Origin of the sequence: Neobacillus sp. GCM10027624, assembly GCF_042675345.1 — a bacterium.
Taxonomy (GTDB): domain Bacteria; phylum Bacillota; class Bacilli; order Bacillales; family Cytobacillaceae; genus Neobacillus; species Neobacillus cucumis_D.
In genome coordinates this window covers 426,267-442,816 of record NZ_JBHTHD010000011.1, presented here as the reverse complement: position 1 = coordinate 442,816, position 16,550 = coordinate 426,267, and the positions used below count along the sequence as shown (strand labels likewise).

Below are 16,550 nucleotides of genomic sequence, written 5' to 3'. Positions count from 1 at the left end.
GCCTAATATGCCCATGCTTTTAAAAATCTTTCTGCATGTGCTCTCCCGATCTCAACTATTTTTTGCTTTTTTTCATCAGTCAAGCTAAATTCAATTAAGTTTACCCCCTCTGCAGGAATAAAAATAATATTCCTTGCATGCTTTTTGGATATATACCGGGCATCGTGGGCATCCTTCATTGTTTCAAATAATGCGCTAAATAGCTGGATACCATTTTGGATTTTATGTTTTTGGTGTTCATATTCGCTTGTACTTAGTTTGATTCCGATTACAGGCCTCTTAATCTTACCGTCATCTGTATCAAACAGCCACATTGGAAAGTTGCTTAGGACTCCACCATCTACGATGACGTCTATACCCTCAATGGAACGCATTTTTACCGGTTCAAAAAAGTAGGGAATGCTGCAGCTCATTCTAATTGCTTTTGCTATAGAAAAGGAACCTGGTGTGATACCGTATTTCTCCAAGTCATCTGGCAGGACAATTAACCGGCCATTTGAAAGATCTGAGGCAACCACTCTAAGTTTTTTTGGAGGAATATCTGAGAATGTCCTTATTCCTTTTGCCTCTAATTTTTCTGTCATCCATTTTTCAAATGCATTTCCTTTATATAGTCCAAGTTTGAAATAGACAAGCAGCCATTTCGCCAATGAAAAAGGAAGTAAGGTTTTTCTTGCATCCAGCATGGTTGTAATATCTAACTCTTCGAGCAATTGATAAATTTCTTTACTTGAGTATCCAGCAGCAAGTAATGCAGCCACGATTGAGCCTGCACTTGTTCCGGCTACCCGTTCAAATTGAAATCCTTGGTTTTCAATTTCCTCACATGCACCAATTAGTGCAAATCCTTTAATACCCCCTCCAGAAAAAACGCCGTCTATTTTCATGGCAGCCACTCCCAAAGTTGATATACTCACTGTTACATCTTTAAGCGCGATGTTAAAAAAATAGTACGGTGGACAGGGAGAAAATTTGTGTAGGGATAGTCGTGGCAACGAAATGGCCGCAAAATTATAAGAAACATCGTGGCGTCCCCGATGTTTCTTTTTATATTTATATACGTTTTGCCCCAATAAATCTTGGCTTCCAATAGCTATTGGTTGTATAGGTAATGGAAACACCATTTGATGTGACGGACTGAATCATTTTTCCGCTGCCAATGTAGATGGCAACATGGGTTGGACGGCTTGCTTTATTTGGACCAAAAAACATTAAATCTCCGACTCTTAAAGATGATTTAACTCGTTTTCCTTTTGTGTAAAACATTTGCGCTGCTGAATGTGGTAAATTCTTTCCTGCTTTACGATAAGAGTAACTTACAAGTCCTGAGCAATCGAAACCTCTAGAGCTCATGCCGCCCCATCTATATGGAACACCAAGATTTGCTTTTGCTACTGAAATCGCTTTCTTATGATAGTATGCCGCTTCTGCTTTATCCCCCATAGGTGTAAACAATGAACTTATTGTAATGGCCATAACGAAAACTGCGATAAGTTTTTTTAACATCTTGTTTGATCCCCCTGTGAGGTGTTTTGTTATTTTTAATATATAAAAAAAAGATAACGTTTACATCACAGGTAGATTACAGTTATATTACATTTTTCGACGTTTCTTGTAAAAATGTCATAAAGAAAAATGTCTAGTTTGTTATAAATGTAGGAGATTTTGTCATTTTTTATGTACTTTGATTCGTTTTTTCGACTAAAAAATAGAAGAGGGCTGCCTCAAAATTGAGACAACCTCCTTGGGTATCTTATAAACCACATTTCAATTGTGCACCACAATTTGTACAGGTGTTACAGCCGCCGATTTCTTTTACTTTTCCTTTGCGGCAAACCGGGCATGTGTTGCCTACTTCAGAACCAATTGTTACATCTGTAGAACGAAGATCAGTTATTGTATCGACTAGGACAACATGCTGTTTTGGTTTATCTTCAAACATGGATAATTGTTCTTCTGTGTTTTCTTCGGCTTTAAGGGTTAGTACTTGAGAATCACGTGAACCATCGACGTAGACGGTACCACCTTTGGCACCACCACGATATAGGCGCTCATAAACCTTTTCTACCTGTTCAACACTATAGCCTTTAGGCGCGTTTACCGTTTTACTGATTGAGCTATCAATCCAGCGTTGGATGACACATTGTACATCTGCATGGGCTTCCGGTGCCAGTTCCATCGCTGTTACGAACCAATTTGGAAGATTGTTCTTATCTGCTTCTGGATTCTGTTCAAGATATTCTTGAACGATATCAGCATTTACTTCAATAAATTTACCAAGACGTCCACTTCTGAAGTAAGAGAAAGAGAAGTAAGGTTCTAATCCTGTAGAAACCCCAACCATGGTACCGGTGGATCCCGTAGGAGCGACAGTTAGTAAGTGTGAATTTCTAATTCCGTTCTTTAAAATAGACTGGCGAATATCTTCCGGCATTTTTTCCATGTAACCTGTTTCGATAAATGCCTGTCTTAAACGATTTGTTGCTTCATGTGTTTCACCTGTTAAGAATGGGAAGCTTCCCTTCTCTTTCGCCAGTTCTACAGATGTTCTGTAAGCTGTTGTAGCAATTGTTTCAAAAACTTCATCTACAAGTTGGTTTCCTTTTTCGGAGCCATACTCGGTTTCACAATAGATAAGTAAATCGTGTAAGCCCATTACACCTAAACCAACGCGGCGTTCTCCGAGTGCTTGCTTTTTGTTTTCTTCTAAGAAGTAAGGAGTCGCGTTTATAACGTTGTCTTGCATCCTTACTCCGACTGCAACTGTTTTCTTAAGTTTCTCAAAATCAACCGTTTTTGTTTGCTTATTTGCCATTTCTGCAAGATTCACAGCGGCAAGGTTACATACGGAAAACGGTGCAAGTGGTTGTTCCAGTTTGTTATCCTATCGGCTTTTTATCCGATAGTTCTTACGGTTGACTTCCCGTAAGTTCAGCATATCTTTTCATTACACAATGTAATGCTGCGGCCTCGTGGATGGGTTATATTCTCTTTCGAGGTTCACCATCTATGCGTTGCCCCTGACTGAACCTTTACATCCAGCCTTCGGTTCGGATTCTCAATCTCAGAGTCCCCGCTTTATTCCGCAGTTTTTAACGTGAGGCAAACTAAGCCACTTTACCACACGGATTTGTTGCAACTACTTTCTGTCCATATGCCTTTGCATTTGTCATATCGTTGGCATTGTCAATAAAGAAAATTCCTGGCTCTGCTGAATAGGTTGCACAAATGTTAATTAAGTTCCAAAGTTCTTTTGCCTTAATCTTTTTGTATGTCCGTATTTTATAGCCAAGTTTTTCCCAATCACGAACGTCTCCAACTTTATGCCATTCTTCATTGTAAACCTTCATTTCTTCTTCATTATAGTGCTCAACATATGGGAAACGAAGTTCATAGTCACTATCATTTTCAACAGCTTCCATAAATTCTTTTGTTAAACAAACAGAAATATTTGCACCTGTTAAGAATTCTGAATTATGGACTGCAAAAGTACCTCCGACTTCTAACTTTTCTTCCGCATCAGCGATAATTCCTTCGCTAAATCCACCCATTCCAGGGATGTTTTTATAATTTACAATTCCTTGGTACATAGCAGTTTCTTGAAGTGTTAATGGCATAAACTTCAACTTATCTTTCGCATGCTTTTTGATCGTTTCATCTTTTGTATTTTCAATTAAAAACCGTAGAATTCTTGGATTTTGCATTTTTGAAATAATGAATTCAATAATATCTGGATGCCAGTCAGCCAGCATGATCATCTGGGCACCCCTGCGCGAGCCACCTTGTTCCACCAGATGCGTTAATTTCGCAATATCATCCAACCAAGATACAGAACCTGATGATTTACCGTTTACGCCTCTTGCCAAGGTATTACGTGGTCTAAGTGTTGAACCATTCGTTCCAACACCGCCTCCGCGGCTCATGATTTCCATTACCTGCTTTCGGTGATCCGAAATCCCTTCACGAGAATCAGCTACAAAAGGCATCACGTAACAGTTAAAAAACGTTACATCCGTATTCGCCCCTGCACCGTAAAGAACACGCCCCGCAGGAATAAAATTCATATTTACGAGCTCATTATAAAACCTTTCAAACCACTCTCTCCGCTTTTCCTCTGTCGTTTCAACGGAAGCAAGTCCTGTGGCATTACGTTTCGCAATTTGCTCATAAAAAATTTCTAAAGGTTTCTCAATAACATCAAGTGAGCGAGAAATAATACCTGTGCTCGCTTCTTCCGGATCATCTAATACTCCTCTGAATTCCTCTTCCACTAAAACTTTAGCCTTTTTATTCTCCCAGTCTATGTCTGTGATGTATCCAAGACCACGTGCTGGAAATTTTGGATCCTCTTTGATTGTAAGAACGACAAAGTCACCATTTTTGAGGGTAATTTTTTCAGTGTCTTTAAAGGTGTACCGGTCCAGCATGACCAAGCGTGAAACACCCTTGTGAGTTATTTTCATATCAGGGGTAACTGGGTGTACCTGGGGAAATAAGTGGATCTCCTCATTCAACCTCTCGAAATCAATATTCATTTTTTGTCTAAACACAACCGACATGAGAACAACTCCTTCAAATAATAAAATCAATCTATTGTGCTAGTTCTAGTAGTTTCATGCTAGACCTAGTTGCTTTAATACATTTAAGGTACCATATCGGCACACAAAAAATCAACATATAGTGTTCGTAATAATTTCGACACCACTACATATTGTAAATGACGCAAAAAATATTTATTTTGTCAAACTTAAAAAAAAATAGATTTTAAAGCAAATTAAAGTTTTCATTTGGTTTTCGAGGTAAAACGAGTAATTTTAACAAATTTCGCAGTTTGCTCTTAAATATACCCCTCGTATTTTATTCAAAAAAAGAAAAAGCGACATTCCGCCGCCTTTTAATCGGTTATCTCTTAAAATTCCATTCATCACTTTCATAGCGCTCTTTTGCTAACTTTTGAACGTATGCGAGCTCTTCTTCAGTTAATTGATAAGGCTCAAGATCAATATTGAGTCCTTCTGCAAACCCTTTATAAAATGCCTCTTTTGCTTCCTCTAAGGTAATTCTTCGCTTGCTAATATCATTGATGGCAACGGCTTTATTCTTGAATGCTTTTTGCATCCGTTCCTTTACTCTTTCACTTGGATATTTAAATAAGCTAAATAACTTATCTTCCTCTAAATCCAATAAAATCGAACCATGCTGTAAAATAACGCCCTTTTGCCTTGTCTGGGCACTGCCTGCCACTTTACGCCCTTCAACAACCAGCTCATACCAGCTAGGAGCATCGAAACAAACTGCAGAACGGGGGTTTTTTAATGCATCCCTCTCCTCTGCTGTCTTTGGAACAGCAAAATAGGCTTCTAAACCTAAATGATGAAATCCCTTCAAAATCCCCTCAGAGATGACCCGGTAAGCCTCTGTTACCGATTGGGGCATTTCAGGATGGTCTTCAGAAACAATAACACTATATGTAAGTTCATGTTCATGAAGAACACCACGTCCGCCAGTAGGTCTTCTGACAAAACCTAGTTGATGTTTTTTTACTGCCTCCATATCAATTTCTTTATCTACCTTTTGAAAGTAACCAACAGAAAGTGTTGCCGGATTCCAACCATAAAAACGAATGACAGGGGGAATTTTCCCTTCACTGTGCCAATCAAGTAAGGCTTCATCAAGAGCCATATTGAATGATGGAGAGCCATTCCCTGAATCAATAAAACGCCATACTTCTTTTTCCATTTTCAAGACCTCATTTTTATGAATAATAATTTACTTTGGCGATTCTTAGTCTACCAAAATCTGATATGAATTCAAAATGAAATATTTCTGCTATAATAATTTTTGCGGGCACAAAAAAGATTTTTCCTAATGTATCTTTACTGCAGTAGAGGTTGACTTATATAATAAAAATTAGTGCAGCAAGCTTGAAAGGAGCATTTTAATTGAATTCACTTATTAGTCTATTAATCATTATCGTCGCGGTTGCAATCTACGCTGTATTCAATTACCTTTATCAGAAAAAGATTGTCAAAACCGTCTCTGAAGAAGAATTCCGTGGGGGCTATCGCAAAGCGCAGTTGATTGATGTGCGCGAACCGAATGAATTTGATGCCGGTCATATCTTAGGGGCTCGAAATATTCCAATGTCTCAAATTAGAATGCGAATGAAAGAAATCCGCCCAGATATGCCTGTATACCTATATTGCCAAAGCGGAATGCGCAGCGGCCGGGCAGCACAGTTTTTATATCGTAAAGGATACAAAGACTTAACCCAACTTCAAGGCGGCTTTAAAAAATGGACAGGTAAGGTAAAAGCAAAATAATGAGCATTTTTCAAAGAGACCATTGTTCGCTGAAACGGTGGTCTTTTTATATTCCCTGTCCCATCATTATTCTTCACTTACGGAGCACTATGGGCCNGTCTTTTTATATTCCCTGTCCCATCATTATTCTTCACTTACGGAGCACTATGGGCCCCTGGATAGGTCCTGCATTCATGCTTTTTTCTCGTTCACGGGCACTATGACCCCTTGATAGTTCCCGCTCTCTTGCTTTTTCCCCGCTTACGGGCACTATGAGACCTGGATAGGTCCTACATTCATGCTTTTTCCTCGTTCACGGGCACTATGACCCCTTGATAGTCCCCGCTCTCTTGCCTTTTCCCCGCTTACGGGCACTATGAGACCTAGATAGGTCCTGCATTCATGCTTTTTCCTCGTTCACGGGCACTATGACCCCTTGATAGTCCCCGCTCTCTTGCCTTTTCCCCGCTTACGGGCACTATGAGACCTAGATAGGTCCTGCATTCATGCTTTTTCCTCGTTCACGGGCACTATGACCCCTTGATAGTCCCCGCTCTCTTGCCTTTTCCCCGCTTACGGGCACTATGAGACCTAGATAGGTCCTGCATTCATGCTTTTTCCTCGTTCACGGGCACTATGACCCCTTGATAGTCCCCGCTCTCTTGCCTTTTCCCCGCTTACGGGCACTATGAGACCTAGATAGGTCCTGCATTCATGCTTTTTCCTCGTTCACGGGCACTATGACCCCTTGATAGTCCCCGCTCTCTTGCCTTTTCCCCGCTTACGGGCACTATGAGACCTAGATAGGTCCTGCATTCATGCTTTTTTCTCGTTCACGGGCACTATGCCCCCTTGATTGTTCCCGCTCTCTTGCTTTTTCCTCGTTCACGGGCACTATAACCCCTTGATCGTTCCCGCTCTCTTGCTTTTTCCTCGTTCACGGGCACTATAACCACTTGATTGTTCCTGCTCTCTTCCTTTTTCCCCGCTTACGGGCACTATAACCCCTTGATCGTTCTTACTACACTGATTTCAACCCAATTACGGGCTCTAGGAGCCACTAGTGGTTCCTAGAGTCTTGACTTCCCTAGCACTTGGGAATAATTACTTTACTTCTATAAAAAGATGAGGGTGAATTCCTTAATAGAATCCACCCACCGAAAGATCAATTAATTCTTCTTATATCTTAACACAGGTTTACGTGCTGCTTTTGTTTCGTCCATACGTCCAACGATGGTTGTATGTGGCGCCTCTTGAACGATTTCAGGATTCTCCTCTGCTTCCTTGGCAATTTGAATCATCACATCACAGAAAGCGTCTAGGGTTTCTTTTGCTTCGGTTTCAGTCGGCTCGATCATCAAGCATTCTTCCACAATTAATGGGAAGTAAATAGTTGGTGGATGATATCCGAAATCAAGCAGACGTTTTGCAACATCTAATGTACGGACACCCAACTTCTTCTGGCGTCTCCCGCTTAATACAAATTCATGCTTACAATGCTTATCAAATGGAAGCTCATAATGATCTGCAAGTCTTCTCATCATATAGTTTGCGTTTAAAACTGCGTTTTCAGTAACAGCTTTTAAGCCGTCAGGACCCATTGAACGGATATATGTGTAAGCACGGACATTAATACCAAAGTTTCCGTAGAATGGCTTCACGCGTCCAATTGAGAGTGGACGATCATAATCAAGCACATAGTCTTCCCCGCGTTTTGCGACAACTGGCTTTGGCAGGAATGGAATTAAGTCAGCTTTTACACCGACAGGACCTGAACCAGGTCCGCCGCCGCCATGTGGGCCAGTAAAGGTTTTATGAAGATTTAAGTGAACAACGTCAAATCCCATGTCCCCCGGTCTTGCTTTTGAAAGAACAGCGTTAAGGTTTGCTCCATCATAATAAAGCTTTCCGCCTGCATCATGAACAATTTCAGCTAGCTCTACAATATTTTCTTCGAAAAGTCCGAGTGTATTTGGGTTCGTCAACATTAGCGCTGCTGTATCTTCGCCAACCACTCTTCTTAAATCCTCAAGGTCAACAAGACCGTTTTCATTAGACTTAACTGTAACGGTTTCAAAGCCAGCAATCGTTGCAGACGCAGGATTTGTACCATGGGCTGAATCCGGAACAATAACCTTTGTCCGGTTGAAATCACCATTAGCCTCGTGGAAAGCACGGATTAACATTAACCCGGTCCACTCCCCGTGGGCACCTGCAGCCGATTGCAGAGTTACTTCATCCATCCCTGTAATTTCGATTAAATGTTCCTGAAGGTCGTACATTAATTCCAATGCACCCTGTACAGAGTCTTCATCCTGAAGGGGATGAATATGAGCAAAGCCATTATAGCGGGCAACATTTTCATTAATTTTTGGATTATATTTCATCGTACATGATCCTAATGGATAAAATCCTGAATCAAGGCCATGGTTTCGTTTTGAAAGTGCTGTATAATGACGCATGATATCAAGCTCAGAAACTTCAGGAAGCTCAGGCTCATCTGCGCGTAAATATCCTTCAGGAAGAAGGTCATTTAATTCTAATTCCGGAACATCCATCTCTGGGAGGCTGTATCCGACTCGGCCAGGTGTACTAAGTTCAAAAATGAGCGCCTGATCTTGATTATGCATGCAAATCCCCCAATTCTTTTACAAGAGTATCGATTTCTTCCTTCGTTCTTTGTTCAGTCACAGCAATCAGCATATGATTGGTAAGTTCTGAATAATCACGACCTAAATCATAACCGCCAATGATTCCCTTTTGTAAAAGCTGTTTATTTATTTCTTTTACCGGGTGATTCAATTTAATTACAAATTCATTAAATGAAAAACCATCATTGACAATTTCAAAGCCTGCCGCTTTAAAGGCATTTTTCGCATATTGAGTCTTTTGCATATTGTTTGCTGCCATTTCACGAACACCTTTTTTGCCAAGAGCGGTCATAGCAACGGAAGCTGCAAGTGCGTTTAAAGCTTGGTTAGAACAAATATTTGAAGTCGCTTTTTCACGGCGAATATGTTGTTCGCGTGCCTGCAGGGTTAAAACAAAACCACGGCGTCCTTCGTCATCTGTTGTCTGTCCGACAAGGCGACCCGGAACTTTTCTCATTAGTTTTTCAGTAACAGCAAAGTATCCACAGTGCGGACCGCCAAATGCGGATGGAATACCAAAAGGCTGTGCATCCCCAATGACAATATCAGCACCAAATTTGCCCGGAGGTGTTAATACTCCAAGAGATAGTGGATTGCTTGATACGACAAACATTGATTTATTGGCGTGAATGATTTCTTCTAGTTCTTTTAATGGTTCGATTCTGCCAAAAAAGTTTGGATATTGAACAATAACTGCAGCAACATCGGCATTTACTAAGCCTTTTAATTCATTTAAATCTGTTAGACCGTCTATTACTGGTACTTCAACTACGCTTAAGTTCTGACCCTTTGCATAGGTTTTAAGTACGTCACGATATTCCGGATGAACCGCATTTGAAACTAAAATTACTTTTCGTTTTGTATGACCGGCACTAAGCATTGCTGCTTCAGCTAATGCTGTTCCGCCATCATACATAGAAGAGTTGGCAACGTCCATTCCCGTTAATTCGCAAATCATCGTTTGGAATTCAAATATTGCTTGAAGCTCCCCTTGAGAAATTTCAGGCTGATATGGTGTATAGGCTGTATAGAATTCTGAACGTGAGATAACATGGTCGACAATAACAGGCATATAATGGTCATAAACGCCTGCTCCTAAGAAAGAAACATTTCTTTTCAAGTCTGCATTACGATCTGCCATTTTAAGTAGTTCTTTCATTAAAGCAGGCTCTGATTTAGCAGCTTTAATGTTGTATTCACCTTTATAACGTACTTGCTCCGGGATATCGCTAAAAAGTTCATCAACGGAGGAAACGCCAATGGTTTCAAGCATTACTCTCTTATCTTCTTCAGTCATAGGTAAATAGCGATGTTTCATAAACCTAACTCCCTTCCATTATTTCTTTTCTTTTTTATAAAAAGGTGTTGGAATTACTTTTGCTTTTAAACGTTTTCCGCGAATTTCAACCTCAACTTCACCATCTAATTCGGCATATTGTGTTGGAATAAGTGCAAGCCCGATATTTTTCTTTAATGTTGGGGACTGCGTACCTGTAGTAACCTCACCAATGAGCTCTTCCCCTTTATAAACGGAATACCCATGACGTGGAATACCACGGTCAATCATTTCAATCCCAACCGTTTTTCTAGGAAGACCAGTTTCTTTTTGTTCTTTTAATGCCTCTTTACCAATAAAATCTGCTTCCTTATTTAACTTTACAGCGAAACCAATTCCTGCTTCTAGTGGTGAAATTTCAGGAGAAAGTTCTTGACCGTAAAGCGGTAAAACGGACTCAAAGCGTAACGTATCACGTGCGCCCAATCCGCAAGGAAGAACTCCTTCTTCCTTACCTGCTTCCAAAATAGCATTCCAAAGGTCAACCGCATCGTCTGACTTACAATAAATTTCGAACCCATCTTCCCCAGTATAACCAGTTCTAGAAACAAGGGCCGTTTTGCCATTAATTTTTACTTCCTGCTGAAATTTGAAAAAGCCAATTTGACTTAGGTCGGATTCTTTAACCAACTTCTGTAGTACCTTTTCTGCAAGTGGTCCCTGAATGGCCAGTTGAGCTGTTTGTTCAGACAAGTTTTTAAGGGTAACATCACCTTCAAGATGGTCTTCAAGCCACTTATAATCTTTTTCAATATTGGAGGCATTTACCACGAGTAGATAATGATTATCTTCCATTTTATAAACAAGCAAATCATCCACTGTACCGCCGTTTTCGTAACACATCGCTGTGTACTGAGCGCCGCCATCCTTCAGTTTAGAAACATCATTCGTCATCATTTTTTGCAAATAGGATAAGCTGTCAGGTCCTTTAACCTCAACTTCCCCCATATGAGATACATCGAATAAACCTGCTTTTGTACGAACGGCTTCATGTTCTTCCTTAATGCTTGAAAATTGGACTGGCAGCTCCCAGCCGCCAAAATCGATTGTCTTACCCCCGTATTGCTTGTAGGTTTCAAATAATGGAGTGCGTTTTAAATCAGCCATATTGAATTCCCCTTTTTCAGAAAATTTTATTAAAAAAATAACAAGATGGTGCGTAGAGAAAACATACCCATAAGAGACGTTATATCTCTAGAATAAGTTTTACATTTTTTCTAAGATATTTTTCCCCAGAAAAAAAGACAGAGCCCCCCCTTTTTAAATTAAAGAAGGTCTCTGTCCTTGCACCTGAAAGTTTACCGATATTGGCTTTCCCCTTTGGTGGCTCCTATATAACTGAAGCACTCTCCAGAGCTGCGTCAAACAAGAGTTCTTTTGCCTGAGAGATTCACATTTCTGTTTGCTCCTTCGGCGCTACACGAGTAGTCTCTCCCCTTGTTATCATCCGCATTTATAATATTTTCCATATGGGTAATACTAAAATAAATACATCTTCAAAATCATTTACTTTATTACAAAAATTTAAAACTTTCTAAGCTACTAACATCCTACCCTAAAATGATATTTTGAGCAATAGGTATCTGACAGAAAAGGAGCTGGAAAACCATGTCTGTTCACATAGAATTCGATTCCTCCTGGCAGGATGACTTTTTACATAGGATTGAACATGATGGTCCATGGGGAAATTGGGATCTTTTTAAACTTGCAATTGAGGTTGAAAAACATCTTGTCATCCCCGAATTTGAGGGACTGCAGGCACCCAGCCATCTGCCGCATTTAACTCCCCTTCCCCATCAGCTCGAAACAGCTAAACAAGTCATTGAAAACATGAATGGAAAAGCAATTCTCGCTGATGAGGTTGGGCTAGGTAAAACCATCGAAGCTGGTCTTATTTTAAAAGAGTACATGATTCGCGGTTTGGTTAAAAAGGTATTGATTCTAGTCCCTGCTTCCCTGGTTACACAATGGGCAATGGAACTAAATAGCAAATTTTTTATTCCGGCGATTTCGCAAAGAAAAAGTTATGTATGGGAACAATGTGATGTGGTGGTGTCCTCCATTGATACCGCAAAACGAAATCCGCATCGCGATATTATTTACAATCAAAACTATGACCTTATTATCATCGATGAAGCCCATAAGCTGAAAAATAACAAAACGAAAAACTATGAGTTTGTTCAAAATTTAAAAAAGAAATTTTGTTTATTGTTAACAGCAACCCCGATTCAAAACAGAATTGAAGAAATCTTCAACCTAGTATCCCTTTTAAAACCGGGGCATTTGGGAAGCGAGACAGCCTTTTATGAAAAATATAAACGGGACGCCCGTTCTTTAAATGATAATGAGCATTTAAAGGAATTAGTCAATAAAGTAATGATTCGTAATCGGAGAGCTGACACCGGGATTGAATGGACCAAAAGGCATGTTGAAACCATTCCAATTGAATTTTCATCATCAGAAAAAGATCTATATGAGGCCATTAATGATTTAAGAAGTGAAGGAGATTGGGTTCAAACAAGTGCCTTTTCTGTGATGACATTACAAAGAGAAGCATGCAGCAGCCGCGAAGCCGTTTTTTATACACTAAAAAACATGCTGCAAAAAAAGGAAAATCCATCTCCTGCCTTTGAAGAACAAATTAATTATTTGATTAAAAAAGTTGAGGCCGTCCAGCAAAACTCAAAAGCTGAAAAAGCGCTAGAATTAATTCAGAAGGTAAATGACAAAGTCATTATTTTTACAGAATATCGGGCCACACAATTATATTTGCAATGGTATTTAAAACAGCATGGAATTTCTTCCGTACCGTTCAGGGGAGGTTTTAAACGCGGTAAAAAAGACTGGATGCGTGAACTCTTTCAAAAGCATGTTCAAGTCTTAATTGCAACAGAAGCCGGTGGAGAAGGGATTAACCTTCAATTCTGTAATCATATCATTAATTTTGATTTACCGTGGAATCCTATGAGACTGGAACAGCGAATTGGCAGGATTCACCGTCTCGGCCAAGAAAAAGATGTGATGATTTATAATTTTGCCATCAAAAATACGGTCGAAGAACATATTTTAAAACTTCTATACGAAAAAATTGATTTATTTGAAAAGGTAATTGGCGAACTTGATGATATTTTAACAAAACTTGATTTTGGTAATATCGAGGACCATTTAATCGACATATTTGGGCAATCTTCTTCCGAAGGGGAAATGAGGATAAAAATGGAAAACCTCTCATCGATGATTGAGTTCGCAAGAGACATAAAGGAAGGAGATTCACATGCAGCAGCAGGAAATTCATAACTTTTTAATAAAGTATTTTGAAGCCAACGAATGTGAAATTGTCGAAAACCAACCTGGATATTTAACTACTCAATTAACGATTGAACTTGATAAAGAATTGATGAATCGCCCCTTTTACTGGCATTATCTTGAGAAAACAGGCGGAATTCCGAATCCGATGAAGCTTACCTTTATTACAGACCAACAGCGGGCACCTGATCATGTAAAAGGGGAAACCATATATTTGGGATCACCTAGATTGCATCAAATATTTACTTCTACAAAAAACCTTGCAGGTTATATTCGGCTTTATGAAAATCACAGCTTGCATAATAGACAAACACCATTATTACCTTGGCTTTGTATGAATGTGAAAATATCCTACCAGTGTGATCGAAAAAGAGATATTTTTAAATCGATTGGTTTGCAGCTAATAAATGGTCAAATGGTCGAAGATTTCCATGAGCGCTTATCGAAAATAAAGCTAACGCCCAAAATTCCGGATTACTCCTTTACCTTATCTCCATTAGTTAAACCAAAAAGCGGAATGACCAGAATTGAAAATTATCTAAGAAATGTTATTGATGGTGATGATCATACATGGGCAGAGGAAGCCCGTAAAAGATGGGATATGGACCGAAAGCTTTTAGACCATTTTTATGAGGATTGTGAAGAAGAAAATGAGAGCTACGAAACAGAAAAAAAAGCACTGCAGGAACAATATGAACCAAAAATTAATATCTCGTTTATCAACGGCGGACTGTTTTATTTGACAGAAAAAGCAATCTAAAAAGGTAAAGAAGCAGACATACATCTGCTTCTTTACCTTTTTCTTCTTCTTTTCATTTCAGAGTAAAAAATATAAGGAAGGATTCCGAACCACCGGTACCACAAGGATGCTTGTGCTTGCTTACGCTCTGTACGCATTCTTTTTCGTTCATCCTTTGGTTGGTCCGCATATTTTACAATGGTTTGCGTCATATATTTTACATAATCATTTGTTTTCATCGACACACCTGCCTTTATCCTTCAATACAAGTATGTCCATGTTTTACAAATTCAAACGACCTTTTTCAAGCTCTACTTTCTGCCCACTTGATAATCCTTTTTAATTTAATATCAAAATAGCCAATTCCAATAACAGTTATTCCTGAACTAAAACGGAGTGTGAAATTAACCTTTTGAACACTACTTATAGGAGCCTCAGCCTGATAATCCATCGCCCCGTTTATATACTTAAAAGATCCTTTTGTCTGAATGGTTCCGGTGGATGTTAGCATGTTTTCCACCTTTTTGATTGAGCTAAGGAAATAGTACTCTTCTTGCAACAGTATCGCAGTTTGATTTGCAACCTTCCTCTCAGCTAACAGCTGTTCAACACGTATGGATAAAAATAAGAAAAAAACAAGGAGGACACACAATGTAAGGGGATAGGTAAAGCCTGCCTGATTTTTTTTCATGGACTTGAATTCCAACTAATAAAGGAGTAGATAACAATTGAATATTGTTTTCCCCATGTGTCCTTTACAGTAACCTTTACAGCGTTATTTAATAGTACAAAAACTACATCAGATACATTTTGTAACACGATTTCATTTCCAGTACTATTAACCCTTCTTCGGACGTTAGTGCCGTACCTTTCATATTGAATGGTTTCTGCATCCTTCGTTAAAAATAGTCTTCCTGAAAGGACCTCTACCTTCATGTAAGATCGGACTTCCCTCTTTAATTGACTGCTAAAAACCTCCCACTCCAATGGTTGGTCTTCCCCTTGAATTGCTTTATTATTTAAAACTATTTGCATTAGTGGAGCCATGAAAAAGACAAGGATAGAAAATATGGCTAGGGCAAAGAGAGATTCAATCAATGTAAAAGCTTTTTCATTCTTGCATACCGCAAATTTCTGTTTTGGAAAGAAAGGCGGTTTCCTCAACATTTACACACACCTCTTTTTCTCCGGAAAATGCAGGGTCTTTCCAGCTGATTTTGTATTCTATTCCATCCTGTAATACAGAATAATTGGTGTCTAATTTTCCCTCGATAATTTTAGCCTCGAGTTCCTCATATACCAGCTGCCTGGCCATTTTTTCGATTTTGAGTTTTTTGGATTGACTGTTTAAATCAATGACAATCGGCATAAAAAACAGACACATCATAAACCAGGCCGATAGCGACAATAATAGCTCGAGTAAAAAGAAGCCTCTATTCTTCCGTGACATAAAACCTTCCCTTTCCAATCAAAAACGTAACACGATATTGCTTATCCTTCGTTACAATCGTGAACGAACCAAATTTACTTATATTTCCATCCGGTAGAAACCGAAAATATAACGATAGTGTCCCCGGATATACATGAATATCGTTTGAATAATATCGCTCGACCAGCCGTGGAAGATCATTGCGCTCATAAATATAATAGTTATATTCGTTTTCCGAAAAGCCTACATAGACCTCGTGTTGATGGGAAATAGCATATTGTTGGGCGAAATATAAGTCTGTTTTGAGCTGGGAAATGAAGGTTTCATCTTCTATACGATTCGCTTGTGGCTTTACAGAAAAGACAGTAATCGAGGATAGGATTAAAAAGATCGCGAGAACCAATAATGATTCGATTAAAGTAAATCCATTTTGGTTATTTTTCATTCAGACGTATTTGCCACCGCTACAACTTTTCCGTCGGCTTGTATTTCTACCTTTGTTTTTCCATCAGGACAGCCCTTTGCATCCTCTTTTAAATAATCAGCAGCAACTAAATCCTCAACACTTGTAGGCAGTTTTTTCTTTTCCATTTCATAAGCCTGAACTTGGGCCTGTACCATTTTCACAAATGCCTGACAACCTTTGTCATTGATATTTGAATTATGTTTTGTGATGTTCGGAATTGTGATAATTAACAATACAGAAATAATTAACATAACAATCATCATTTCAATTAGTGTAAAACCCTTTTGATTTTCAAATTTTTTCAGCATCTTTTTCAACCTC

General features: G+C 39.2%; 15 protein-coding genes, 2 pseudogenes and 1 riboswitch. Of the genes and pseudogenes, 3 read left to right on the top strand and 14 right to left on the bottom strand.

Annotated features, from left to right (window positions below; genetic code table 11):
- Positions 1-2 precede the first annotated feature (2 nt).
- The 5 genes and pseudogenes from ACFQZ9_RS18495 to ACFQZ9_RS18475 all read right to left on the bottom strand — a co-directional run bounded on the left by ACFQZ9_RS18495 (position 3) and on the right by ACFQZ9_RS18475 (position 5,739).
- Entirely contained in the window at positions 3-887 is an 885-nt protein-coding gene (locus tag ACFQZ9_RS18495) for a patatin-like phospholipase family protein (protein WP_498944865.1), read from the bottom strand.
- Between the two features lie 166 nt (positions 888-1,053).
- Positions 1,054-1,506 (bottom strand): C40 family peptidase, encoded by a 453-nt coding sequence (locus ACFQZ9_RS18490; RefSeq protein WP_498944864.1) that lies wholly within the window; start codon positions 1,504-1,506, stop codon positions 1,054-1,056.
- A 247-nt stretch (positions 1,507-1,753) separates the two neighbouring features.
- Positions 1,754-2,872, bottom strand: a pseudogene (locus ACFQZ9_RS18485) (ribonucleotide reductase barrel domain-containing protein); the annotation flags it as partial.
- 247 nt (positions 2,873-3,119) lie between these two features.
- Positions 3,120-4,559 (bottom strand): annotated as a pseudogene (locus tag ACFQZ9_RS18480) (vitamin B12-dependent ribonucleotide reductase); the annotation flags it as partial.
- Positions 4,560-4,902: 343 nt separating this feature from the next.
- On the bottom strand, positions 4,903-5,739 hold the full coding sequence (locus ACFQZ9_RS18475) for a lipoate--protein ligase family protein (RefSeq protein ID WP_198309168.1): 837 nt from the start codon (positions 5,737-5,739) through the stop codon (positions 4,903-4,905).
- 203 nt (positions 5,740-5,942) lie between these two features.
- Between ACFQZ9_RS18475 and ACFQZ9_RS18470 the strand changes: the two genes are divergently transcribed.
- Positions 5,943-6,323 carry a rhodanese-like domain-containing protein gene (locus ACFQZ9_RS18470; RefSeq protein WP_198309169.1) on the top strand — a complete coding sequence of 127 codons (381 nt, stop codon included), beginning with the start codon at positions 5,943-5,945 and terminating at the stop codon, positions 6,321-6,323.
- A gap of 1,148 nt (positions 6,324-7,471) precedes the next feature.
- Here the strand turns inward: ACFQZ9_RS18470 and gcvPB are convergent.
- From gcvPB to gcvT, 3 genes are read right to left on the bottom strand one after another with little or no spacing between them, the layout of a single operon-like run.
- Entirely contained in the window at positions 7,472-8,932 is a 1,461-nt protein-coding gene (gcvPB, locus tag ACFQZ9_RS18465) for an aminomethyl-transferring glycine dehydrogenase subunit GcvPB (protein WP_198309170.1), read from the bottom strand.
- Positions 8,925-10,271: an aminomethyl-transferring glycine dehydrogenase subunit GcvPA gene (gcvPA, locus tag ACFQZ9_RS18460; RefSeq protein ID WP_498944863.1), complete on the bottom strand. Its 1,347-nt coding sequence runs from the start codon at positions 10,269-10,271 to the stop codon at positions 8,925-8,927. Before gcvPA ends, gcvPB begins: the two co-directional genes overlap by 8 nt.
- An 18-nt stretch (positions 10,272-10,289) precedes the next feature.
- Positions 10,290-11,396, bottom strand: coding sequence for a glycine cleavage system aminomethyltransferase GcvT (gene gcvT, locus ACFQZ9_RS18455; protein WP_498944862.1), 1,107 nt, complete (start codon positions 11,394-11,396; stop codon positions 10,290-10,292).
- Between the two features lie 252 nt (positions 11,397-11,648).
- Positions 11,649-11,736: riboswitch (glycine riboswitch) on the bottom strand.
- 161 nt (positions 11,737-11,897) lie between these two features.
- Between gcvT and ACFQZ9_RS18450 the strand changes: the two genes are divergently transcribed.
- Both ACFQZ9_RS18450 and ACFQZ9_RS18445 read left to right on the top strand, forming a co-directional pair.
- Positions 11,898-13,586, top strand: a complete 1,689-nt coding sequence (locus ACFQZ9_RS18450; RefSeq protein ID WP_198309173.1) for a DEAD/DEAH box helicase — start codon at positions 11,898-11,900, stop codon at positions 13,584-13,586.
- Entirely contained in the window at positions 13,564-14,355 is a 792-nt protein-coding gene (locus ACFQZ9_RS18445) for a YqhG family protein (protein WP_498944861.1), read from the top strand. Before ACFQZ9_RS18450 ends, ACFQZ9_RS18445 begins: the two co-directional genes overlap by 23 nt.
- 32 nt (positions 14,356-14,387) lie before the next feature.
- Here ACFQZ9_RS18445 and ACFQZ9_RS18440 read toward each other — a convergent pair whose 3' ends face one another.
- The 6 genes from ACFQZ9_RS18440 to comGC all read right to left on the bottom strand — a co-directional run bounded on the left by ACFQZ9_RS18440 (position 14,388) and on the right by comGC (position 16,537).
- Positions 14,388-14,573, bottom strand: a complete 186-nt coding sequence (locus ACFQZ9_RS18440; protein ID WP_198309175.1) for a YqzE family protein — start codon at positions 14,571-14,573, stop codon at positions 14,388-14,390.
- A 65-nt stretch (positions 14,574-14,638) separates the two neighbouring features.
- Positions 14,639-15,025: a competence type IV pilus minor pilin ComGG gene (gene comGG / locus ACFQZ9_RS18435; RefSeq protein ID WP_198309176.1), complete on the bottom strand. Its 387-nt coding sequence runs from the start codon at positions 15,023-15,025 to the stop codon at positions 14,639-14,641.
- Positions 15,022-15,501, bottom strand: coding sequence for a competence type IV pilus minor pilin ComGF (comGF, locus tag ACFQZ9_RS18430; RefSeq protein WP_498944860.1), 480 nt, complete (start codon positions 15,499-15,501; stop codon positions 15,022-15,024). Before comGF ends, comGG begins: the two co-directional genes overlap by 4 nt.
- Complete coding sequence (gene comGE, locus ACFQZ9_RS18425; protein WP_498944859.1) at positions 15,446-15,784, bottom strand: competence type IV pilus minor pilin ComGE; 339 nt, start codon at positions 15,782-15,784, stop codon at positions 15,446-15,448. Before comGE ends, comGF begins: the two co-directional genes overlap by 56 nt.
- Entirely contained in the window at positions 15,768-16,208 is a 441-nt protein-coding gene (comGD, locus tag ACFQZ9_RS18420; RefSeq protein WP_198309179.1) for a competence type IV pilus minor pilin ComGD, read from the bottom strand. The genes comGE and comGD overlap by 17 nt, the downstream gene beginning before the upstream one ends.
- Entirely contained in the window at positions 16,205-16,537 is a 333-nt protein-coding gene (gene comGC, locus ACFQZ9_RS18415; protein ID WP_498944858.1) for a competence type IV pilus major pilin ComGC, read from the bottom strand. The genes comGD and comGC overlap by 4 nt, the downstream gene beginning before the upstream one ends.
- Positions 16,538-16,550 lie beyond the last annotated feature (13 nt).

Excerpts from the sequence above, each read along its gene's own strand:
- ACFQZ9_RS18495 (WP_498944865.1), bottom strand. The coding sequence starts at position 887 with ATGAAAATAGACGGCGTTTTTTCTGGAGGGGGTATTAAAGGATTTGCA.
- ACFQZ9_RS18490 (WP_498944864.1), bottom strand. The coding sequence starts at position 1,506 with ATGTTAAAAAAACTTATCGCAGTTTTCGTTATGGCCATTACAATAAGT.
- ACFQZ9_RS18475 (WP_198309168.1), bottom strand. The coding sequence starts at position 5,739 with ATGGAAAAAGAAGTATGGCGTTTTATTGATTCAGGGAATGGCTCTCCA.
- gcvPB (WP_198309170.1), bottom strand. The coding sequence starts at position 8,932 with ATGCATAATCAAGATCAGGCGCTCATTTTTGAACTTAGTACACCTGGC.
- gcvPA (WP_498944863.1), bottom strand. The coding sequence starts at position 10,271 with ATGAAACATCGCTATTTACCTATGACTGAAGAAGATAAGAGAGTAATG.
- gcvT (WP_498944862.1), bottom strand. The coding sequence starts at position 11,396 with ATGGCTGATTTAAAACGCACTCCATTATTTGAAACCTACAAGCAATAC.
- ACFQZ9_RS18450 (WP_198309173.1), top strand. The coding sequence starts at position 11,898 with ATGTCTGTTCACATAGAATTCGATTCCTCCTGGCAGGATGACTTTTTA.
- ACFQZ9_RS18445 (WP_498944861.1), top strand. The coding sequence starts at position 13,564 with ATGCAGCAGCAGGAAATTCATAACTTTTTAATAAAGTATTTTGAAGCC.
- ACFQZ9_RS18440 (WP_198309175.1), bottom strand. The coding sequence starts at position 14,573 with ATGAAAACAAATGATTATGTAAAATATATGACGCAAACCATTGTAAAA.
- comGG (WP_198309176.1), bottom strand. The coding sequence starts at position 15,025 with ATGAAAAAAAATCAGGCAGGCTTTACCTATCCCCTTACATTGTGTGTC.
- comGF (WP_498944860.1), bottom strand. The coding sequence starts at position 15,501 with ATGTTGAGGAAACCGCCTTTCTTTCCAAAACAGAAATTTGCGGTATGC.
- comGE (WP_498944859.1), bottom strand. The coding sequence starts at position 15,784 with ATGTCACGGAAGAATAGAGGCTTCTTTTTACTCGAGCTATTATTGTCG.
- comGD (WP_198309179.1), bottom strand. The coding sequence starts at position 16,208 with ATGAAAAATAACCAAAATGGATTTACTTTAATCGAATCATTATTGGTT.
- comGC (WP_498944858.1), bottom strand. The coding sequence starts at position 16,537 with ATGCTGAAAAAATTTGAAAATCAAAAGGGTTTTACACTAATTGAAATG.